Here is a 20839-nt window from a genome sequence, read left to right as displayed (position 1 = left end):
TGCAATAAAGGACTGGGAGCTGTTCTCTTCATCGAGAACGCTCCCAGTCCTTTTTTTATCGCCAGAGATTGCCATGACCACGACCGAACAGCTGAGTGCCTTGAGCTCGATCCTGACTCAAAGCGGATTACACAGCCTGTTCCAGCCGATCATTTGCCTCTCCGAACGGCGCATTCTCGGCTACGAAGCCCTGACCCGCGGCCCATCCAACAGCCCGCTGCACTCCCCCATCGCGCTGTTCGCCGTGGCCCGCCAGGCCGGGCGCTTGAGCGAACTGGAAATCGCCTGCCGCCAAAGCGCTTGCCGCCGTTTCAATGAACAGCAATTACCGGGCAAGCTGTTTCTCAACGTCTCTCCCGAATCTCTGCTCGAAGCCGCGCACCAGCCGGGGCGCACACTGCAATTGCTGCAGGATTTTGGTATCCCGCCAAGCCAGGTGGTGATCGAACTCACCGAACAGACGCCGATCGATGATTTTCAGTTGCTGCAAACAGCGCTGCATCACTATCGAGCCATGGGGTTTTCGATTGCCCTCGATGATCTTGGGGCGGGTTATTCAAGCCTGCGTCTGTGGTCGGAGTTGCGGCCGGATTACGTGAAGATCGATCGGCACTTCATCGACGGCATTCATCAGGACGCGTTGAAGCGAGAGTTTGTCGGATCGATCCTGCAAATCGCCAAGGCATCTCGGGCCCAAGTGATTGCCGAGGGCATCGAGCTGTCGGAAGAGTTGGCAGTGCTGACTGAGATGGGTGTCGATCTGGTGCAGGGCTACCTGCTCGGGCGCCCTCAGGAACACCCGCCGCGCGATGCCCGCGCCTTGATGCCCAAACACGACAGCAGCGCCGTTGCGCTAAATGATGAAGGCAGCGACCTTAGCGCCCTGCTCAACGATCAACCGGCCGTGAATCGCGACACGCCGACCGCCACCGTACTGGAAGCCTTCCGCCGCCAGGCCAACCTCAACTCGCTGGCGGTGCTCGACGAACAGGGTCAGCCGTGCGGCATTGTCCACCGTCATTCATTATCCGATGCGCTGCTCAAACCGTTCGCCACTGACCTCTTCGCCCGCAAACCGATCAGCCGCCTGATGAACGACGACTTCCTCGCCGTGGAAATGAGCCAGTCGCTGCAACAGGTCAGCCGCCTGATCACCAGCCGCGCCCGACAACGCATCGAAGAAGATTTCATCATTACCCTCAACGGCAGCTACCTGGGCCTGGGCCGGGTGATTGACGTGCTCAAACTGATTACTGAACTGAAGATTCAGCAGGCCCGCTATGCCAATCCGCTGACCTTGCTGCCGGGGAATGTGCCGATTCAGCAATGCCTGACGCGGTTACTGCAACAGGGTCGCGAGTCGGTGATCTGCTATGTCGACATCGACAGCTTCAAACCCTTTAACGATATCTATGGGTATGGGCGTGGGGATGAGGTGTTGTTGTGCCTGGCGCAATGCCTCAACGAACGCGTCGACCCGTCCCGCGATTTCGTCGGGCATATTGGTGGGGATGACTTTCTGCTGGTGCTCGGCCCGGAGGATTGGCGCAAACGGCTGAACCAATTGCTTGATGACTTCCAGAGCCAATGCCGGCGCTTTTATCGTCCTGAACATCTGGAGGCTGGGTGTTTTGTTGCGCCGAATCGCCAAGGTATTCGTCAAGAGTTTCCGTTGCTGTCATTGTCCATTGGCGTTGTGCATTTGCATCCTGAAGCGTGCGCGCAACTGGATGCGAGTCAGTTGGCGGAGATGGCTTCGCAGGCGAAGCATCATGCGAAGAATGTGCCGGGGTACAGCGTGCATGTGATTAATAGCCTGTTCGAACAACCACCTGCAGAAGCACTTACACTCGGACATCGGTGATTCGACATAACCGAATTCGTGCAACCAGCATCTTCACCCTATGAATGCCCCCAAAACTTACAAAATCGCAGCGACCACCAAGTCGCGCCTACCAAGTTGATAAGTCTTCTTGACTGGCTTTGTAAAGCTCGTCCATCCATGCTTCGGACAACTGAAAGTACATACCTTCGAAAAATGCCCTTGGATCATTCATCTCATCCCAGCCGCCTGGTAACAAGGAGTGAGTGTATGGATCATGCTCCAGCACCTCTTGAAAGACATCACTACCTTTTTCAAGCGCCTCTCCCAATACGGCAAACAAAACGAATTTATGCCGATAGCTCAGTTTCGAAAACCGCTGGATTACGTACCTAGAGATTAAAATACTTCTGTCTGATGGATCCTCAGGATCGTACGCAGCCAGCGCCTCACCTAAGCTCTCCTCGCGATCATATGTATCAAACCCACCGAGAAAGTGTGACAACCTTGGACGATAAGGAATATCAAGATAAGGATGCATCAACATTATGCTTTCTCTATTGGATAAAGAGCCCAAGGCTTTAGCGTCTCGAAATCAAATCTCATTTCAAAGCCGTTCATTTCAGAAATGTAGCGTGGATCAGATGGATCTTCAGGATTTGGCTCATATCCTTCACCTATATTTTCAGTCTCCATTCTCACTATCAGATTTCCCATACTATCCTCTCCAGTGAAACGGGGAATTTTTCTGGACTCTCTTGTCATCGCCTCGTTATATGCATTCATCTGTGCTTTGTGACTCAAAAAGCGAGAGCTGTGAACACCTCGAAACTTTTTAACTTTAGCAGCAGCCTCCTCATTTAACTCTTGTTTATTACTAGCAGACTCTTCAACTTCCTGAAACTGAAACTTCGTCCTTTGCTTCACAAACACCCCTATACCTTTACAACAAAACAAAACCCTTGATAAAAAACAAACTTTACGACTCCGCTCAACCACAACACCAACTCCTCTTAAAGCCACTTTCTTATTCAACAAATATCAAAACAACTCTAACAACCCCAAAAACACTTAAACATCATTATGCGAAGCCTCACTAAAAAGTACAGAAACGTGCTTCAACCACGAATTTCCGTCTTGCCACTCATTCCAATAGCAATAGCAACAACCATTTTTTTTCAGCAAAAAATCTCGAGTTTCATTTTCTGAAATCTTCATCGCCAAAAGAGAATCGATTTCCTTTACCACCTTCTCGAGCACGCGAGATTCCGAGTCCGCTATGAAAGATTTAACAACATCATCTGCTGAGTCAAACTCACACATCCAGTCCTCATGAAAATAGGCCCCGAGAAACTGAAATAGGCTAGGAAAATCTTCAATCTTCATTTACAAACCCCGTCAAAATAAAGTATCCAAGCGGTGAAGTTGCATCTCGCCGCAACACCAATCTAATGCTGGATAAAGGCTCCAACCTTCCGCTCTGCCTCACTACACCCACCCCTGCAGGAGCAGACACCTGTTCATTAATTACAAGTTTGCTAGCATTACCCTGCACAAAATTATCAATTGTCACCTTGTTGTTTCTAATGACATTCGAGAGTGCAGCTTCAGCATCTGATCTATTTATAAATGTTGACGCAATAGGTATGTTCGGCTCGGCCGCTAGCCTAGCTCTGAGTTGAGCCTCCGACCTATCTACATGTCTCGCAATAGCATGTCCACCGCGAGACTCATGGGCTTCTAAGCCTCCACCTGGAACAATTTCGCTATAGGGCCCCTCAGCAGAAATGGCTCCTGGACAGTTACAACTCAACCCCAACGGATCCACCCACCCCGTCGGATTCGGCACGTACCGGTACTGATTCAGCCCACCCGCCAGCTTCACCGGATCCGGCGTCAGGTACCGTCCCACCTCCGGGTCGTAATACCGATGCCGGTTGTAATGCAGTCCGCTTTCGTCATCGAAGTACTGCCCCTGAAACCTCAGTGGCTGGTTCAGGTAATCCTCGGTCGCCAGTTCCAGCGAGGTGACTTTGCCGTAGGCGCTGTATTTGGCGGACCAGACGATGTCGCCGCTGTAGTCGGTCAGTTCCTGCGGGGTGCCGAGGTGGTCGAGTTGGTAGTAGAACGGGCAGGCGCGTTTCGGGCCTTGGCCGTCGAGCATGGCCAGTGGGCGGAAGGTGCCGGGTTCGTAGATGAAGCTGCGGTGCTGTTCCTGGCTGCTTTCGGCGATCAGGTGGTCGCCCTGCCAGAAGAATTCGGTGGTCTGGCCGTCGACGGTCTTGCGGATGCGCCGGCCGAAGGCGTCGTATTGGTAGGTGGCGGTGGTGCCGTCGGGGCGGGTGAGGCCGATCAGGCGGTGCTGGCTGTCGTAGCGGTATTCAGTGACCAGTTGTTGCGCGCGGCCGCGGCGTTCGCGGATCAGGTTGCCGAAGGCGTCGTAGTCGTAATGGCGGTCGCCCTGCATCAACAGGCGGTTGCCTTTGATCTGTGTCGGGCCCGGGCGGTCCTGCATCAGCAGGTTGCCGGCCGGGTCGTGGGCGAAGTTTTCCGGCAGGTCGTCGCGGGTGTGGCGCACGCGGATCAGCCGGTCGAGGGCGTCGTATGTGTAGCTGCGCTGGCCGTGGCGGGTGTCGGAAATGTGTTCGAGGTTGCCGTTGGCGCTGTAGGCAAAGTCGCGGCGATAGAGCGCACTGCGTTGATGGCCTACGGCGTGGGCACGTAACCGGCCCTGTTCGTCGTAGGTGTATTCGCTGAGCAGCAGGCCTTGCTGGCGCCGCTGTTCGCGGCCGTTCTGGTAGACGTGACGGGTGAGCAAGGCGCCGTTAAGGTCGATCGCGGTCAGTGCGCCGCCCTTGGCGTAGTGGTAGTCGAGCTTGCTGTTGTCCGGCAGGCGCATCCGGCTGAGCTGGCCACAGGCGTCGTAGGTGTAGCGCAGGGTGCCCCAGCCCTGATGCTCGCGGACCAGCCGGTCCTGCAGGTCGTATTCGAAGGCCAGCGGGTGATCCTGGCCGTCATCCACGCCGATCAGCCGACCGAGGCGGTCATAGCGGTAGCTGACCTCGGTCCCGTCCGGCAGGGTTTTGAGCAGCAGGCGCCCGGCGTTGTCGCGTTGGTAGGTGGTGACCAGCGTCGAGCCGTCATCGCCGAACTCGGTCTTTTCCAGCAGGTGGCCGTTGCGGTCGTAGGCATACGCCGTGCGTCGGCCATCGAAGCCGGTTTCCTGTCGGATCAGTCCGGTGGGCGTGTAGTCCAGCTGATACTTCTCGCCGGACTCGTTCTCGATTTCCGTGAGCAGCAGTTGCGCATGGTCGTAGCGGTATTGCAGCCGGGTGCCATCCGGATTGATTCGGCGACTGACCAGGTGCAGATCGTCGTCATATTCGTAGCGGGTGATGCGCCCCAGTTCATCGCGTTCGGCGGTGATCTGGCCGTAGGCGCTGTTGGACCAGGCACGGGTGGCGCCATTTGGCGAGGTGGTCTGGATCAGCCGGCCAACGGCGTCCCACGCCTGGCGAGTGACCGCACCGTGTTCATCCTGCGCAGTAATCCGCCGCCCCAACGCATCGTAGGAAAACTTCCGAACCCCACCGTCCGGAAGACTTTCCTCAACCAACTGGCCGAGGTCGTTCCAGACAAACACATGGCGGCCGCTGTCCGGATAACGGATCGACCGCAACCGCCCCTGCGCATCAAAGTAGTAATGGGTGACATGACCGTCCGGATCGACCGCTTCGGTGACATCACCCTGGGCATTGCGCCGATAGGTCCACACCGCATCGCCACGCGAACGGCTGTGCAGGAAACCGTTGCGGTACTCGTAGGACGTCGGTGCATCGTCCGGCGGAATCAGCGCGATCAGCCGTCCGGCGTCGTCATAGCGGTACTCGGTAACCGCCCCCAGCGCATCCTGCTCGGCGACCAGTCGGCCCGCCGAGTCATAGGCTTTGAGCTGTTCGCCACCGTCCGCCGACACCTGACGCACCAGTCGCGCCGTGTCGTCGTGGACATAAACCTCTTCGCGACCGTCGACGTACTGCACCCGAACAGAGCCGGCGTCGTCCCAGGCATAACGCGTATCCATCTGCGAAAACGACGCCCAGTGCCGCACACAACGCGCCGCCTTGCCGGCACGTTCCCACTCCCAGAAGAAACTCGCGCCGCCAGCCAGTTGCCGTTGCAGGATGACGTGCCGGTCGTCGTAGTCGTAACGCTCGGTCTCGCCGACGGCGTTCGACGCCTCGATCAATCGATGGCGGGCATCAAAGCGGTAACTGGCCAGCGTCTGCTCGGTGCGCCAGGCAGACTCCCGAAAAACCTGATAATCGACCGCGACCAGATGCGCCCGCTCATAGCGCAGCAACAAGGAACGCCCAGCCCCGTTGTCGATGCGCTCAACCCGATCCAGACGATCCCGCGTAATACGCAACCGGTTGCCATAGGCATCGCTGACCGCCGTCAGACGCCCAGCCCGAAAGTGATAAAACCGCGCTGCTTCCCCCGCCAGCGCAACGATCAACTCCTCCGGCTCATCCCCGAGAAAGATCGCCGCCCGCGACAAGCTGTTGTGAATCGCCGGTCGCTCGACATTCGGCAAGGAAAACCGCGTGCGCCGGTTCTCATGGTCAATCCAGACCACACCGTCGCCCTCGACCTCCAGCCGATGCGCCAGCGAATGGCTCCAGCCAAACCCCAACCCGACATCGATTTCCGCCGCGCTGGTGCGATACAAGCGGCTGAACTCGAACGGCAACAGCCCGTCGAGCACACCGTCAGTCAGCGTCAGCAATTCCTCCCCGGTGACCATCGACACCGGACACCCGTTGGTGCAGGTCAGCGGTGCGCAATCGGCACTGTCACCGTTGGGATTTTTCGCCTGATCCGGGGTGTCGTCGTGGTGCTCGTCTTTTTTCAGGGAGGCATTGCGCCGGGCATCCCAGCGCAATTGCATGCGACCCTTTTTCACCCCGGCAGCGATGCCCCGTGCAGCGACGGATTTGTACTGGTTCACGTAGCCGATGAAGGTGCTGACGATGCCGAACATCGCCTTCACCAGTCGCGTCACCGCCGACAGCAATTGAGCGCCACGATCCGCCAGACGCAATGTCAGATACGCAATCCCCGCCCCGGCGCCGACAAAGGTCAGCACAATGCCGATCAACACATCGATCAGCAGTTGCACCACCATCATCGATACCGCTTCGGCAGTTTTCCCGGCAATTTCATCCGGTGGCAGCATCTCCAGCCACAGACTGGCCGTGCGCAGCAACAGACACAGCGCCGCCTCGTCACTGACGAGCAGTTGGAGCTGCTCCATTTTCTCCGGCATCGACTGCGCAAAATCGGCCAATGCCGCCGCGCCGTCTCCCAGCCGACCCGCAAACTCAAGAGGGTTCTTGAGAATCTCCGACAGCAACCCGATGCTGTCGCACACCCCCTCGATCGCCGCCCAGCTCCCGGCCAGCATGCCGTTCCCGGCTGCTGTGGCCACCGACTGCGACCATTGCGGCTTGAACCCCTGCCACTCGCTGCGCAGCCAGCCATCCAGCTGCCGAGTCAGACCATCGTAGGATTCGAAAAGCGCATCAACCTGCTGCTCGCTGGCCTCGCTGTGCACCACCACCCGGTAGAACTTGCCTGCCTCACCGGTGAACTCCCCTTTGCCCTGAGCATCGAGGGTGACTGACTTGACTGCACCGCCCTCCACCGCCACCACATCGACAACGATGTCGCCCAACGGAATGTCGTACGCCGACTCAAACTTGCTCTCGATCTCCATCGGCCCGGATTTCGGGCATTGCACGACTGCAGAAGAGAAACGTTTGTCGTCAATCGCGACCGCCGTGCTGTGCTCGCCGAAACGGATGATCCGCTCCATCCCCATCAGCGAAGGCAGATCGGCCGCATGACTGACGCGGTCTGCCGAGCGACTGAACCAGTGCTTGAGCTGTTCGCGATAGAGATCGAGGGTGCGGGGAAAGCTGTCGAGTTCTTGCTCGATGCGGGTGACGGCATCCATCAGCGCATTCCGATGCGCATGGTGAAACGAAAAACCGGGTCAAACATGTGCGTTCCCTCGCAGAAATCAGGCGAGGGACTTTGCGGGGGATCAAACAGAAAAGAAGTCAGGCGAGTAGGCGGAGGATGTAGGAGAAGTCTGTAACTGATCTTTATCGAACGGCAGACGCAAAAACGGGGCGGGAGGTTTCCCTCACGCCCCGTTCATGGAACAGATGATTTGCTTATCGAGAAGCGTCTCGGCCGGCCAGCTCTTTCAACTTAAGCTCGGCCAACGGGTGCCCGGCCTTCACGGCCAGGGTCCACCAGCGAGCGGCCTCCGAAGGATCTGGCGCTTTGCTCGGCGTACCTGCAAGACTGATGACACCGACTTGATACGCCGCCTTGCCATCCCCGGCCAGCGCCGCCAGTCGCAACAACCGCACACCTTCCTCGCGCGCGCCCAGGCCGACCCCGCGAAACGTCAGGATGTGCCCGTAAAAGCTTTGCGCGCCGACATCGCCCAGGTTGGCCATGCGCGCAAACTGCCCTTCGAGCCAGCGCCAGCCACGGGGCTGACGGACAAACCATGACCAGTGAAACAGCCTGCGGGCCAGCCAGTAACTGGCCCGCGCCTTGAGTCGTAAAAACACTCAGGCCTCCGCCGATTCCGGGTACTCGTACTCAAAGACCCGCACCACTTCCGAAGCATGCCAAGAGGCCGCGGCAACGCCGTCGGACGGCCCGGAAAAACGCCCCAAACGCTCGACACATTCAAAGAAACCGGTGCGTGGCAGGCGACTGGCACCCTGACTGATCACCAGCGAGCTGCGCAACGGTTGTTCGGCTTTCGCGTCCAGTGCGGCGAGATGTTCCAGTGCAGCGGTCAATGTCTGCATGGCCGGCGTGGGCAGTTGCAGACGTTCGAGCAAGGCTCGATAAGTCAAAAGATGGCGCTGCCTGCGCGCTTGATCCAGCTCCCCCAGCAATCCGTCCCAATGTTGACGACTGATGCGTACGCTCACGATTGTTCCCTCCACCCTGGCACCGTCAACTCCCAGGCCAGGCTGCGGCGAATCGCGGCGTCGGGCAGACGCTCGCCACTTTCAATCATGGCCAGGTAAGACGGGCTGATGCCTACCGTGCGGGCCAGCGCCTCGATGGCGATGCCCTTCCCTTCGCGCAAACTGCGTAACTGATCCAGACCTGGAAGAATCGGGTCCGGGGTTGCCGCAAGCGGCGCTGGAGCCGGTTGCGACGGTGCTTCGTTGATGCCTGCTGCTTTCAGTAGAGCCTGATACTGAGCCCATGGCAGAACCGCATATTCGGGTTCGCCATCGCGTGCAATTATCTGAATATCCATGACTACCCCGTAGGACAACAACACTTAGCGAGTCGGCACTTTTCCCTAGAAGTGTAATCCTAACAGCGGCCAAGGTCGTGGGGGGTATCTATCTGAATAAGAGGCTGTCGCAATTCAGGACTTTTTCGGGCCCTGAAGCTGAAGTTGCTCGGGGGTATCGGGCAGGCGCTCGACCACTCTGAGCTTTTCCGGCGCCTGGCGCTGACGCCACAGGCGAAAGGCATTCAGTTCATCGTCGAGGGTTTTCATCAGCCAAGCGAGGACGGCGATGTCATCAAGCATGCCGAACATGGGAATGAAATCCGGGATGGCATCCACCGGACTGAGAAAATACATCAGACCGGCAACCACCGATACGATCGCCTTGGCGCTGATTGCGCGGTACTCGCCGCGCCAATAGGCCAGGCACAGTGCCTGCAACAGACGCAGATCGTCCTTCAGTTTGCCGAGACGATTGCCTTGGGCGGCGCCTTTGCTGGCCACGGCGAACAACAAGGTCGGCAAGCGGCCTCGAGCCAGCAAGCGTCCGGCCAGAGGAAGGAATCGGGCGAAATTCCACGGCGCTTTCATTTATTTCTCCCGTTGAAATGTTATCCACACAAATTGTGGATAACCTTGTGAACAGAGCTGCATTTCAGCGCTGAGAGCCCCGTTTCATAAGGGCTGCGCTCAGATCGGGCGTTTTTTACTCACATAAAAAATCCCAATATTTCATTGACTTGGCGGCTCCGGGCGTCTAGCGCGGCAACCTTAAAGTCTAGGACTGCCATGACCGGCATCGGTTCGGTCTGTTTACGCCGACCATCGTCCAGATGCAACAACGCCCCGCATAAGCGAGGCGTTGTTGTTGAAACCGACGCAGATTACTTGGCGGCGGCGTCTTCTTTGGCTGGATCCTTGATGGCCAGCAGTTCCAGGTCGAAAACCAGAACCGAGTTGGCCGGGATTGCCGGGCTTGGCGATTGTGCGCCGTAAGCCAGATCGCTAGGGATGTACAGCTTGTACTTCTCGCCAACGTGCATCAGTTGCAGGCCTTCGACCCAACCCGGGATCACACCGCTGACCGGCAGATCGATCGGGCTGCCGCGCTCGACGGAGCTGTCGAATACGGTGCCGTTGGTCAGCTTGCCGGTGTAGTGAACGGTCACGACATCGGTAGGTTTAGGCTGTGGGCCGTCGGCTTTCTTGACCACTTCGTACTGAAGACCGGAAGCGGTGGTGGTCACGCCGGCTTTCTTGCCGTTTTCTTCGAGGAATTTCTTGCCGGCGGCTGCCGACTCTTCGCTCATCTTGGCCATACGCTCTTCGGCACGCTTTTGCAGCGCGGCGAAAGCTTCGACCAGTTCTTCATCTTTCAGCTTCTGTTCTTTCTTGCCGACGGCATCTTCGATGCCCTGGGCTACCGCTTTGGAGTCCAGATCATCCATGCCTTCCTGAGCAAGGCTCTTGCCCATGTTCAGGCCGATACCGTAGGAAGCTTTTTGCGCCGGGGTTTTCAGCTCTACGCTGGTCTGCGAATCACAACCCGCGAGGACCAGGCTAACCAGGGCAACCGCCGCCGCCAACCGATGCTGTTTCATGCTATTTCCTTGTTCATGCGCCGAAAGGGCAATCGAGTAAAGCCGCGAGCTTATCAGGCCGCCACGACCAATGGCTACCGGCATGAGAGCAGGAATCTTCCGATAAGTTCAGGGATCAAAAAGCATTTGGCGAAAGGCACGATGAAGCTTCTGTCATCTTTCGCCGACAGTGGTTGATGCCGCTTCCCACAACACTTGGCGTAATGGCCACTTGCCGCACACGACCCGGCTCAGGCATAACAGCGCAACAACTCGACAAGGATGTTTATCTTGCGCCTCTTATACCGTGTGCTGACGCTGATCGTGGTGCTGCTGGGACTGGTTCTGGCGGTGGTTCTTTACTATGTCGCCAATCCGAGATTGCCCTTCCCCGCGCCCGCAAAACAGGTGCATTACCTGAACCAATGGACTGAGCAAGAGCGCCAGACCTACTACTTCACCCCGCAGGGGACGCAGGTCAAAGGCCTTCGTTACGAATGGTTTCAGGCGCTGGAGCTGCCGTTCTCGCAGCAAGGCTTTGCCTCCCCGGAATACCTCGCGCGCTTCGGCTTTCTGATCGATCCGCAGCAAAAAGCCACGCCGGACAACCCGGGAAATCTGCCGGTAGGTTTCGCCCGGCACCAGAATCCCGGCAGCTCCGAGCAATATCTCGACATCACGTGTGCGGCCTGCCACACCGGCGAATTGCACTTCAATGGCCAGGCAATACGCATTGACGGCGGCTCGGCTCAGCATGTGTTGCCTTCCAGCGTTCCTACATTGCGCGGCGGCAGTTTCGGACAGGCATTGGTCGCCAGTCTCACCTCGACTTACTACAACCCGTGGAAATTCGAGCGCTTCGCCCGCCAGGTGCTGGGCAACGACTACGAAGCACGCCACGAACAACTGCGCAAAGACTTCAAAAGCTCACTGAACACCTTCATCAAAGTGGCCTGGAACGACACCCACCGCGGCCTCTACCCCACCGAAGAAGGCCCGGGCCGCACCGATGCCTTCGGGCGTATCGCCAACGCGACCTTCGGCGATGCAATCTCCCCGAGCAATTACCGCGTAGCCAACGCCCCGGTGGATTACCCGCAACTGTGGGACATGTGGACCTTCGACTGGGTGCAGTGGAACGGTTCGGCGCAGCAACCGATGGCGCGCAATATCGGCGAGGCTTTGGGCGTCGGCGCCACCCTTAATTTCTTCGACGCCAATGGCCAGCCGCTGCAGGGCGATGAGCGCTATGCCTCCAGCGTACGTGTGCGTGATCTGCACACGATCGAAGAAACCCTGCAAAAACTGCAACCGCCGGCATGGCCTGAAGAGGTGCTAGGCGTCGTCGACAAACCCTTGGCAGCGAAGGGGCGAGCCCTGTTCGCGGAGAACTGCGCCGGATGCCATGTTCCGCGCCAGACCCAGGAAGGCGAGCGCTGGGTGCAACATCTGCACATGCTCCCGGTGGACGTCATCGGCACCGACCCGAATGCCGCCAACAACATTGCCAATCACCGCTTCGACCTGACCGCCCTGCAATGGAACCCGGCAGAACTCGAACAAATGGACGTGAAGTTGCACCCCAAACCCAAGGAACCGCTGGACCTCAGCCAGCTGTCAGTGGCCAAGGGACTTGCTTACGTCACCGCCTTCGTGGAAAACCGTGCGTATCGTGAAGCGGGCGTCACCGCCGCCGAGAAGCCACAGCTCGACGGCTTCGGTCTGCCGATCGGCGTTCGCGAAAAAGTCGCCTACAAGGCGCGTCCGCTTGCCGGCGTATGGGCCACGGCCCCGTTCCTGCACAACGGCTCGGTGCCGAGCCTTTATCAGTTGCTGTCGCCTCAGGATGAGCGCGCCACCACCTTCTATAAAGGCACCTTCGAATACGACCCGCGCCATCTGGGCTATCGCACCGAAGCCTTCACCAACGGTTTCCTGTTCGACACCCGCATCACCGGCAACCACAACAGCGGCCATGAATTCCGCGCCGGCGAACGCGGCAACGGCGTCATCGGCCGACTGCTGCAGCCAGAAGAACGCTGGGCGCTGCTCGAATACCTGAAAGTGCTGGGCGGCCCGCTGGAGGCGCAACTGCCATGATCTTCAATTCCTTCAAAAGACCTTCGATGCTGGCGCGATTCTGGCTCTGGCTGGGACGGTTATTGGGCAAAACCCTGCTGATCCTGCTGGTGATCGGCCTGATCGGCTGGGCCCTGAGCACTGCGTGGCTCGCCTGGCAACACCGTGGCCCGGTGTCAGCGCTGGAGCAGGTTCCGGATGGCGAAGCCGCCATGACCCAGGACGTGATTCAGACCGCCGTGCGCATCGTCGATCAGCACCGTGAAAGCACCCGCTATCTGCGCGATGCCCATGCCAAGGCCCATGGCTGCGTGAAGGCCGACGTGCAGGTGTTGCCGGATCTGGCTCAGGAATTGCGCCAGGGCGTCTTCAGCGAACCAGGCAAGCTGTGGAAAGCGACGATGCGCCTATCCAACGGCAACGCCTATCCGCAATTCGACAGCATCCGCGATGCCCGGGGCATGGCGCTTAAATTGCTCGATGTGCCAGGCAAATCCTTGCTGGCCGATCGTCAAGGGCTGCACGAACAGGATTTCGTGATGTTCAGTCACCCGAACTTCTTTGTCAGCGATGTCGCCGAGTACCGTCAGAATGTGGCGGCGCAGGCTGACGGCAAGAAGGTCATGGCGTTTTTTCCGGGGTGGGATCCGCGCAGCTGGCAGATCCGGCATCTGTTCATTGCATTGGCAACCCTATCGCCACCGCCGGAAAGCCCGACCCGCACGACATATTTCTCGGTATCGCCCTACAAGTTCGGCGAGGCCAATGCCAAGTTCCGGGTGATGCCGGATCCGGAGCGCTGCCCCGCTTACACCTTGCCGAAACAGAACCAGGATCTGCCGAACTTCCTGCGCAGCGCGTTGAATCAACAGCTGTCGACTGATCGGATTCCGGCGTGTTTCGTGTTGCAGATCCAGCGGCAGGACGCGAACAAGTACATGCCGATCGAAGACACCAGCATCGAATGGCGCGAGCAGGACAGTCCATTTCAGACTGTGGCCAGGATCACCCTGCCCCCGCAGGACTTCGACACCCCGGCGCTGAACCTGCAATGCGACAACCTGTCGTTCAATCCCTGGTTCGGCATCGACGCTCATCGCCCGATCGGCGGGATCAACCGCCTGCGCAAAGCGGTGTATGAAGCGGTCAGCGATTACCGCCACAGTCGCAACTCGGCGCAATAGCCGCGCCAGAAACGAAAAAAGCGACCGTCATAGGTCGCTTTCTCATGGTCAGGCCCGGCAAAAACCAAATCCCGGACAGCAAAAAGCCCGCACTAGGCGGGCTTTCTGTGGTGATCTGGCGTTCAGTGTTCCAGATTACCGAATATGGCGCAGCGGACGGGACTCGAACCCGCGACCCCCGGCGTGACAGGCCGGTATTCTAACCGACTGAACTACCGCTGCGCGAAACGCTTGAAACGAATGGTGGGTGATGACGGGATCGAACCGCCGACATTCTGCTTGTAAGGCAGACGCTCTCCCAGCTGAGCTAATCACCCTTCGCTTCGTTACGGGGCGCATTATGCCACAGATTTTCGTAATGTGTTGATTTAATTGAAGTTTTTTTCAAATAAATCCGAAAACCGGTGAAACGACACATCCCGCAGGTACAACTCGAGGCAGAAAAAAACCCGCCTTGGCGGGTTCTTCCGTGGTGACCTGGCGTTCAGTGTTCCAGGTTACCGAATATGGCGCAGCGGACGGGACTCGAACCCGCGACCCCCGGCGTGACAGGCCGGTATTCTAACCGACTGAACTACCGCTGCGCTAAACACTTGAAACGAATGGTGGGTGATGACGGGATCGAACCGCCGACATTCTGCTTGTAAGGCAGACGCTCTCCCAGCTGAGCTAATCACCCTTCGCTTCGGTGTGGCGCGCATTCTACGGAGCGACCAAACCTCTGGCAAGCACTTTTTTAATTAATTTTCTTAGCCCTTCCAAAGGCTTAGAGAAGGGTTGGCCTATGACCCGGCGAAGACAATAATGCCCCCCTTTGTATAAAGGAGAGACTCACCCCATGTGGTTCAAAAACCTGCTTATCTATCGCCTGACCCAAGACCTGCCTGTCGATGCCGAGGCGCTGGAAACTGCACTGGCCACCAAACTGGCGCGTCCATGTGCAAGCCAGGAGTTGACCACCTACGGTTTCGTCGCGCCGTTCGGCAAGGGCGAAGATGCGCCACTGGTGCACGTCAGCGGCGACTTCCTGCTGATTTCCGCCCGTAAAGAAGAACGCATCCTGCCGGGCAGCGTCGTGCGTGATGCGGTCAAGGAAAAGGTCGAAGAGATCGAAGCCGAACAGATGCGCAAGGTCTATAAGAAGGAGCGCGATCAGATCAAGGATGAAATCATCCAGGCGTTCCTGCCGCGCGCCTTTATCCGCCGCTCGTCGACCTTCGCCGCCATCGCGCCGAAACAGGGTCTGATCCTGGTCAACTCGGCCAGCCCGAAACGCGCCGAAGACCTGCTCTCCACCCTGCGTGAAGTGATCGGCACCCTGCCGGTTCGTCCGCTGACCGTGAAAACCGCGCCGACCGCCGTGATGACCGAATGGGTCACCACCCAGCAAGCCGCCCCGGACTTCTTCGTGCTGGACGAGTGCGAACTGCGCGACACCCACGAAGACGGCGGCATCGTGCGTTGCAAGCGTCAGGACCTGACCAGCGAAGAAATCCAGCTGCACCTGAGCACCGGCAAGGTTGTGACTCAACTGTCACTGGCCTGGCAGGACAAACTGTCGTTCATGCTCGACGACAAGATGACCGTCAAGCGTCTGAAATTCGAAGATCTGTTGCAGGATCAGGCGGAACAGGACGGCGGCGACGAAGCCCTCGGCCAACTGGACGCCAGCTTCACCCTGATGATGCTGACGTTCGGCGACTTCCTGCCGGCGCTGGTTGAAGCACTGGGCGGCGAAGAAACTCCGCAGGGCATCTAAGCCTCTGCGCAGTCTTTGGGTTATCTTCAAACGCCACCGCTTCGGTGGCGTTTTCACATAATAAGGAACAGGCCATGCGCGCACTGGCTGCACTGAGTCGTTTTGTCGGCAACACTTTCGCTTACTGGGTTCTGATTTTCGCGGTGATCGCGTTCCTGCAACCAGCATGGTTCCTCGGCCTCAAAGGCGCGATCGTGCCGTTGCTCGGGCTGGTGATGTTCGGCATGGGCCTGACCCTCAAACTCGACGACTTCGCCGCCGTCGCCCGCCATCCCTGGCGTGTGGCGTTGGGCGTGGTTGCGCATTTCGTGATCATGCCGGGGATGGCATGGTTGCTGTGCCAGATCTTTCATCTGCCGCCGGAAATCGCTGTCGGCGTGATTCTGGTCGGTTGCTGCCCGAGCGGCACTTCCTCGAACGTCATGACCTGGCTGGCCCGTGGCGACCTGGCGCTGTCGGTGGCCATCGCCGCCGTCACCACTCTCCTCGCCCCGCTGCTGACCCCGGCGCTGATCTGGCTGCTGGCTTCGGCGTGGTTGCCGGTTTCGTTCATGGAATTGTTCTGGTCGATCCTGCAAGTGGTGCTGCTGCCGATCATCCTCGGTGTGGTCGCGCAACGGGTGCTTGGTGACAAGGTCCGCCACGCGGTGGAAGTGTTGCCGCTGGTGTCGGTGGTCAGCATCGTGATCATCGTTGCCGCCGTGGTTGCCGCCAGTCAGGCGAAAATCGCCGAATCCGGCCTGCTGATCATGGCCGTAGTGATGCTGCACAACAGCTTCGGTTATCTGCTGGGTTATTTCACCGGACGCCTGTTCGGCCTGCCACTGCCGCAGCGCAAGTCCCTGGCGCTGGAAGTCGGCATGCAGAACTCGGGGTTGGGGGCTGCGCTGGCCAGTGCACACTTCTCGCCGCTGGCGGCAGTGCCGAGCGCGTTGTTCAGTGTGTGGCACAACATTTCCGGGGCGCTGCTTTCGACGTACTTCCGGCGGATGAGCGAAAAAGAAGACCGTGAAACGCTGGCGCAACAGGCGGCCGACTGATCCCGGATCAAGGCGCGGCGCACAATTTTAGGTAGTATGTGCGCCACGCGGGGACGACCCTGCGGCTCAATCGAGTTTTCAATCTGGGGACGGCCCCGTCAATCGATGGAGGTCTTTCATGTCCTGGATCATTCTGTTTTTCGCCGGCCTGTTCGAAGTCGGCTGGGCCGTCGGCCTGAAATACACCGACGGTTTCACCCGTCCGCTTCCGACCGTTCTCACCGTTGCCGCCATGGCGGTCAGCCTTGGCCTGCTGGGTCTTGCGATGAAGGAATTGCCGCTGGGCACGGCCTATGCGATCTGGACTGGCGTCGGCGCCGTGGGCACGGTGATTGCCGGGATCATCCTGTTTGGCGAATCGATGGCGTTGATTCGCCTGGCCAGTGTGGCGTTGATCGTCACCGGATTGATCGGGCTCAAGGTCAGCGCTTAAGCCACTGACCTCATCGCGGGCAAGCCCGCGATGGGGCCAGCCCAGTCACTGATTATCTGACTGTCCCGCGCAACTCCCCCACCAACGCCTGCAACTCCGCCGGCTGCGCCGCTTCAACGGCAACCGGCGATCCCGCCACCAGCGTCACCCGCGACCACAACCGGTGAAAGAAACCTTTATCGGGATCGCGACTGAAGAAACTCCCCCACAACCCCTGCAACGCCAGCGGAATCACCGGCACCGGCGTCTCCTCGAGAATCCGCGTCAGCCCGCCCTTGAACTCGTTGATTTCGCCATCGGCGGTCAACTTGCCTTCCGGGAAGATGCAAACCAGCTCTCCTTCCTTCAGATACCGGGCAATCCGGGTGAAAGCCTTCTCGTAGATCTGGATGTCTTCCTGGCGTCCGGCGATAGGAATGGCCCCTGCTGTGCGAAAGATAAAGTTCAGCACCGGCAGATTGTAGATCTTGTAGTACATGACAAAGCGAATCGGCCGACGCACCGCGCCGCCAATCAGCAACGCATCGACGAACGAAACGTGGTTGCACACCAGCAACGCCGCGCCCTCATCAGGAATCGCCTCAAGGTTGCGATGCTCGACGCGGTACATGGAATGGCTCAGCAGCCAGATCATGAAACGCATGCTGAATTCGGGGACGATCTTGAAGATGTAGGCGTTGACGCCGATGTTGAGCAGCGACACCACCAGGAACAGCTGCGGGATCGACAGTTTGACCACGCCCAACAGTACGATGGTGACAATCGCCGAAATCACCATGAACAGCGCGTTGAGAATGTTGTTGGCGGCAATCACCCGCGCCCGCTCGTTCTCGGCGGTGCGCGACTGGATCAGCGCGTACAGCGGCACGATGTAGAAACCGCCGAAGATCCCGAGACCCAGCACATCGAGCAACACCGCCCAGGCATGGCCGAAACTCAGCACTTCGGTCCAGCTATGGCCAACAGTGCTTTCTGGAATTCCACCGGAATGCCACCACAGCAACAGCCCGAAAACCGTCAGGCCAAATGAGCCAAACGGCACCAGGCCGATCTCGACTTTGCGCCCGGAAAGCTTTTCGCACAGCATCGACCCCAGCGCGATACCGACCGAAAACACCGTCAGAATCAGGGTGACCACGGTTTCGTCGCCGTGCATCCATTCTTTGGCGTAAGCCGGGATCTGCGTCAGATAAATCGCCCCGACGAACCAGAACCACGAATTACCGACGATCGAGCGCGACACCGCTGGCGTCTGCCCCAGGCCGAGTTTCAAGGTCGCCCACGACTGACTGAAGATATTCCAGTTCAGGCGCATTTCCGGGGTCGCCGCTGCGGCGCGGGGAATGCTGCGACTGGCCAGATAACCCAGCACGGCGATGCCGACAATCGCGGCGGACACCACCGGCGCGTAATTGGCCGACGACATCATCACCCCGGCGCCGATGGTCCCGGCCAGAATTGCCAGGAACGTGCCCATTTCCACCAGCCCGTTGCCGCCGACCAGTTCGTCTTCGCGCAATGCCTGCGGCAGGATCGAATACTTCACCGGCCCGAACAGCGCCGAGTGCGTGCCCATGGCGAACAGCGCCACCAGCATCAATGACAGGTGATCGAACAGAAAGCCGACGGATCCCACGGCCATGATGGCGATTTCCGCCAGTTTGATCAGACGGATCAACGCGTCCTTGGCGAACTTCTCGCCGAACTGTCCGGCGAGCGCCGAAAACAGGAAGAACGGCAGGATAAACAGCAGCGCACACAGGTTGACCCAGATCGAGCGGTCACCTTCGATGGTCAGCCGATAGAGAATGGCGAGGATCAGCGACTGCTTGAACACGTTGTCGTTGAACGCGCCCAGCGACTGAGTGATGAAGAACGGCAGGAAGCGCCGGGTACGCAGCAGGTTGAACTGTGAGGGGTGACTCATCTTCCGTGTGTCCCTGATGTTGGGTAACGAGTGGCCTGGATACGTTTATTGGAATGTCGATCCGCGATCCAGGCCACACCTTACCTAAACTTTTCAGGTTATTTCTTCAAACCTGCAATGCACGGTGAAACAAACAGCTCACCGCGCCACGCACCTTGCAGCGTGCGCTTGCCGACGATCAGCCACATCACCGCCAGCAACGTCACCAGCACACAACCGACCACACTGAAGAACGTCAGGTGCAACGTGCTGCCCAGTTTCAGGGTCGCCAGCGAATAAACGCCCAACGGGAAGGTGAATCCCCACCAGCCGAGGTTGAACGGAATGCCGTCACGCAGGTAACGCACGGTGATCAGCAGCGCCATCAACATCCACCACAGACCGAAGCCCCACAGCGTGATCCCGGCGACCAGGCCCAGGCCCGACGCGATTTCACCGATGCCCGGCATACCGTTGGCCGCGAAGATCGCAGGCGCATCGCAGCCCAGCAGCAACATGCCCAGCGCCCCGGTGCCGATCGGCCCCAGAGCGAGCCAGCTCGAAGCCGCCATGTTTTCGTGGGGCAGTTTGTGCAGGGCCATGCGCAGCAACAGGATGGTCAGAATGCTGAACGCCACCGGCAGAGAAAAGGCCCAGAGCACGTAACTGGTCACCAGCACCACCAGTTGCGAGTGGGCATCGACCAGATGCGGCGCCAGCAGTCCACCGCTGGCCGCCGCCACTTCTGCCGCCACCACCGGCAGCAGCCAGACGGCGGTCATCTGATCGATGCTGTGTTCCTGACGGGTAAACATCATGTAGGGGATCAACACACCGCAGGCCAGCGACATCGCCACGTCCAGCCACCACAGTGCTTCGGCGAGGTGAATCACACCGTCGCCCCAACGCGGCAGACCGAACAACAGAAAACCGTTAATGATGGTCGCCAGGCCCATGGGAATGGTGCCGAAGAACATCGAAACCGTGGAGTGGCCGAAAATCCGCCGCGCTTCGTCGAAGAACAAAATCCAGCGCGCGGCGTAGGCAGCGGTAAACAGCACGAACAACAGAATGTTGAACAGCCACAGCCCTTCGGCCACGGCGTGCAGGCCGGGAATGGAAACGGGCAATTGCGCCAGCGCCAACGCCAGCACGCCGGTGCCCATGGTGGCGGCGAACCAGTTCGGGGTGAATTGGCGGATCACTTCACGCGGGTGCTGAAGCTGGCTGAATGGCTTGATGCCGGGTTTGGCGCTGTTGGGGCAAATCATCATGAACTCCTGTCCTCAGGTGAGGTTGAGCTCATGGTAGAACCGAATCGAATATCTATATAACGGGTAATATCTCTAACTGTTATCTGTTTTGCAGATATGCAGTCAGACACTGCCTTCGGTTTCGATCACCAGAATCCGCGCCGCACCCTGAGGATGAGCGACGTGTTCAGTGCCGATGGATGCGTAGAAGATATCGCCAACATCAAGCAAGACCTGCTTCTCCTCACCTTCTTCGCGGTAGTGCATGAGCACTTGGCCGTCGAGCACCACAAACACTTCTTCACCGTCATTGACGTGCCATTTGTAGGGTTGGTCGGTCCAGTGCAGGCGCGTGGTGATGCCGTTCATGTTGGCGATGTCGAGCGCGCCCCAAGCGCGCTCGGCGGTGAAGGTCTTGCTGCGGATAATCTTCATGCGTCGATC

18 protein-coding genes and 4 tRNA genes are annotated in these 20839 nt (G+C 58.7%); 6 read left to right on the top strand and 16 right to left on the bottom strand.

The features are described from left to right. The first annotated feature begins 73 nt into the window (after window positions 1-73). Window positions 74-1864, top strand: coding sequence for a bifunctional diguanylate cyclase/phosphodiesterase (locus QR290_RS09915; protein ID WP_289204806.1), 1791 nt, complete (start codon window positions 74-76; stop codon window positions 1862-1864). An 88-nt stretch (window positions 1865-1952) separates the two neighbouring features. Here QR290_RS09915 and QR290_RS09910 read toward each other — a convergent pair whose 3' ends face one another. The 9 genes from QR290_RS09910 to QR290_RS09870 all read right to left on the bottom strand — a co-directional run bounded on the left by QR290_RS09910 (window position 1953) and on the right by QR290_RS09870 (window position 10762). Then, the gene (locus QR290_RS09910; protein ID WP_289204805.1) at window positions 1953-2369 is read right to left on the bottom strand and encodes a hypothetical protein; all 417 of its coding nucleotides are present in this window, start codon (window positions 2367-2369) and stop codon (window positions 1953-1955) included. After that, on the bottom strand, window positions 2369-2857 hold the full coding sequence (locus QR290_RS09905; RefSeq protein WP_289204804.1) for a hypothetical protein: 489 nt from the start codon (window positions 2855-2857) through the stop codon (window positions 2369-2371). The genes QR290_RS09910 and QR290_RS09905 overlap by 1 nt, the downstream gene beginning before the upstream one ends. 36 nt (window positions 2858-2893) lie before the next feature. Then, window positions 2894-3208, bottom strand: a complete 315-nt coding sequence (locus QR290_RS09900) for a contact-dependent growth inhibition system immunity protein (protein WP_289204803.1) — start codon at window positions 3206-3208, stop codon at window positions 2894-2896. Next, a complete protein-coding gene (locus tag QR290_RS09895; protein WP_289204802.1) occupies window positions 3198-7841 on the bottom strand; it encodes an RHS repeat protein in 4644 nt (1547 codons plus the stop codon). Before QR290_RS09895 ends, QR290_RS09900 begins: the two co-directional genes overlap by 11 nt. 223 nt (window positions 7842-8064) lie before the next feature. Continuing rightward, complete coding sequence (locus QR290_RS09890) at window positions 8065-8472, bottom strand: sel1 repeat family protein (protein ID WP_289204801.1); 408 nt, start codon at window positions 8470-8472, stop codon at window positions 8065-8067. Beyond that, window positions 8473-8844 (bottom strand): hypothetical protein, encoded by a 372-nt coding sequence (locus tag QR290_RS09885; RefSeq protein WP_003223109.1) that lies wholly within the window; start codon window positions 8842-8844, stop codon window positions 8473-8475. After that, the gene (locus QR290_RS09880; protein WP_007950435.1) at window positions 8841-9182 is read right to left on the bottom strand and encodes a helix-turn-helix domain-containing protein; all 342 of its coding nucleotides are present in this window, start codon (window positions 9180-9182) and stop codon (window positions 8841-8843) included. The genes QR290_RS09885 and QR290_RS09880 overlap by 4 nt, the downstream gene beginning before the upstream one ends. Window positions 9183-9296: 114 nt before the next feature. After that, window positions 9297-9752: a YkvA family protein gene (locus QR290_RS09875; RefSeq protein WP_007950434.1), complete on the bottom strand. Its 456-nt coding sequence runs from the start codon at window positions 9750-9752 to the stop codon at window positions 9297-9299. A gap of 293 nt (window positions 9753-10045) precedes the next feature. Further along, complete coding sequence (locus tag QR290_RS09870; protein ID WP_007950433.1) at window positions 10046-10762, bottom strand: FKBP-type peptidyl-prolyl cis-trans isomerase; 717 nt, start codon at window positions 10760-10762, stop codon at window positions 10046-10048. Between the two features lie 270 nt (window positions 10763-11032). On the opposite strand from QR290_RS09870, the gene QR290_RS09865 reads away from it, so the two are divergent. Then, window positions 11033-12841 (top strand): di-heme-cytochrome C peroxidase, encoded by a 1809-nt coding sequence (locus QR290_RS09865; RefSeq protein WP_289204800.1) that lies wholly within the window; start codon window positions 11033-11035, stop codon window positions 12839-12841. Between the two features lie 26 nt (window positions 12842-12867). Further along, window positions 12868-14004 (top strand): catalase family protein, encoded by a 1137-nt coding sequence (locus QR290_RS09860; RefSeq protein ID WP_289205278.1) that lies wholly within the window; start codon window positions 12868-12870, stop codon window positions 14002-14004. Window positions 14005-14149: 145 nt separating this feature from the next. Here QR290_RS09860 and QR290_RS09855 read toward each other — a convergent pair. The 4 genes from QR290_RS09855 to QR290_RS09840 all read right to left on the bottom strand — a co-directional run bounded on the left by QR290_RS09855 (window position 14150) and on the right by QR290_RS09840 (window position 14683). Then, window positions 14150-14226 (bottom strand) — tRNA-Asp (locus tag QR290_RS09855). 19 nt (window positions 14227-14245) lie between these two features. Then, a tRNA-Val gene (locus QR290_RS09850) sits at window positions 14246-14321 on the bottom strand. 190 nt (window positions 14322-14511) lie between these two features. Further along, a tRNA-Asp gene (locus tag QR290_RS09845) sits at window positions 14512-14588 on the bottom strand. A gap of 19 nt (window positions 14589-14607) precedes the next feature. Further along, window positions 14608-14683: transfer RNA gene (locus QR290_RS09840), tRNA-Val, on the bottom strand. Between the two features lie 159 nt (window positions 14684-14842). On the opposite strand from QR290_RS09840, the gene rdgC reads away from it, so the two are divergent. The 3 genes from rdgC (at window position 14843) to sugE (ending at window position 17236) form a co-directional block, all read left to right on the top strand. Beyond that, window positions 14843-15763, top strand: a complete 921-nt coding sequence (rdgC, locus tag QR290_RS09835) for a recombination-associated protein RdgC (RefSeq protein WP_007950430.1) — start codon at window positions 14843-14845, stop codon at window positions 15761-15763. A gap of 74 nt (window positions 15764-15837) precedes the next feature. Next, window positions 15838-16803 carry a bile acid:sodium symporter family protein gene (locus QR290_RS09830; RefSeq protein WP_085608827.1) on the top strand — a complete coding sequence of 322 codons (966 nt, stop codon included), beginning with the start codon at window positions 15838-15840 and terminating at the stop codon, window positions 16801-16803. A 118-nt stretch (window positions 16804-16921) separates the two neighbouring features. Continuing rightward, window positions 16922-17236, top strand: coding sequence for a quaternary ammonium compound efflux SMR transporter SugE (gene sugE, locus QR290_RS09825; RefSeq protein WP_039769847.1), 315 nt, complete (start codon window positions 16922-16924; stop codon window positions 17234-17236). A 52-nt stretch (window positions 17237-17288) separates the two neighbouring features. Here the strand turns inward: sugE and QR290_RS09820 are convergent, their stop codons facing one another. From QR290_RS09820 to QR290_RS09810, 3 genes are all read right to left on the bottom strand, one after another. Next, a complete protein-coding gene (locus QR290_RS09820) occupies window positions 17289-19163 on the bottom strand; it encodes an MFS transporter (RefSeq protein WP_289204799.1) in 1875 nt (624 codons plus the stop codon). A gap of 98 nt (window positions 19164-19261) precedes the next feature. Further along, a complete protein-coding gene (locus tag QR290_RS09815; RefSeq protein WP_289204798.1) occupies window positions 19262-20413 on the bottom strand; it encodes a TDT family transporter in 1152 nt (383 codons plus the stop codon). 105 nt (window positions 20414-20518) lie between these two features. Beyond that, window positions 20519-20830, bottom strand: a complete 312-nt coding sequence (locus QR290_RS09810; RefSeq protein WP_115077071.1) for a cupin domain-containing protein — start codon at window positions 20828-20830, stop codon at window positions 20519-20521. Between the last annotated feature and the right edge of the window lie 9 nt (window positions 20831-20839).

The sequence above is a fragment of the Pseudomonas fluorescens genome (assembly GCF_030344995.1).
GTDB classification, from domain to species: Bacteria; Pseudomonadota; Gammaproteobacteria; order Pseudomonadales; family Pseudomonadaceae; genus Aquipseudomonas; species Aquipseudomonas fluorescens_BF.
This window is presented reverse-complemented; position numbering and strand designations above follow the sequence as displayed.

Excerpts from the sequence above, each read along its gene's own strand:
- QR290_RS09915 (WP_289204806.1), top strand. The coding sequence starts at position 74 with ATGACCACGACCGAACAGCTGAGTGCCTTGAGCTCGATCCTGACTCAA.
- QR290_RS09910 (WP_289204805.1), bottom strand. The coding sequence starts at position 2,369 with ATGTTGATGCATCCTTATCTTGATATTCCTTATCGTCCAAGGTTGTCA.
- QR290_RS09900 (WP_289204803.1), bottom strand. The coding sequence starts at position 3,208 with ATGAAGATTGAAGATTTTCCTAGCCTATTTCAGTTTCTCGGGGCCTAT.
- QR290_RS09895 (WP_289204802.1), bottom strand. The coding sequence starts at position 7,841 with ATGGATGCCGTCACCCGCATCGAGCAAGAACTCGACAGCTTTCCCCGC.
- QR290_RS09880 (WP_007950435.1), bottom strand. The coding sequence starts at position 9,182 with ATGGATATTCAGATAATTGCACGCGATGGCGAACCCGAATATGCGGTT.
- QR290_RS09875 (WP_007950434.1), bottom strand. The coding sequence starts at position 9,752 with ATGAAAGCGCCGTGGAATTTCGCCCGATTCCTTCCTCTGGCCGGACGC.
- QR290_RS09870 (WP_007950433.1), bottom strand. The coding sequence starts at position 10,762 with ATGAAACAGCATCGGTTGGCGGCGGCGGTTGCCCTGGTTAGCCTGGTC.
- QR290_RS09860 (WP_289205278.1), top strand. The coding sequence starts at position 12,868 with ATGCTGGCGCGATTCTGGCTCTGGCTGGGACGGTTATTGGGCAAAACC.
- rdgC (WP_007950430.1), top strand. The coding sequence starts at position 14,843 with ATGTGGTTCAAAAACCTGCTTATCTATCGCCTGACCCAAGACCTGCCT.
- QR290_RS09830 (WP_085608827.1), top strand. The coding sequence starts at position 15,838 with ATGCGCGCACTGGCTGCACTGAGTCGTTTTGTCGGCAACACTTTCGCT.
- sugE (WP_039769847.1), top strand. The coding sequence starts at position 16,922 with ATGTCCTGGATCATTCTGTTTTTCGCCGGCCTGTTCGAAGTCGGCTGG.
- QR290_RS09820 (WP_289204799.1), bottom strand. The coding sequence starts at position 19,163 with ATGAGTCACCCCTCACAGTTCAACCTGCTGCGTACCCGGCGCTTCCTG.
- QR290_RS09815 (WP_289204798.1), bottom strand. The coding sequence starts at position 20,413 with ATGATTTGCCCCAACAGCGCCAAACCCGGCATCAAGCCATTCAGCCAG.
- QR290_RS09810 (WP_115077071.1), bottom strand. The coding sequence starts at position 20,830 with ATGAAGATTATCCGCAGCAAGACCTTCACCGCCGAGCGCGCTTGGGGC.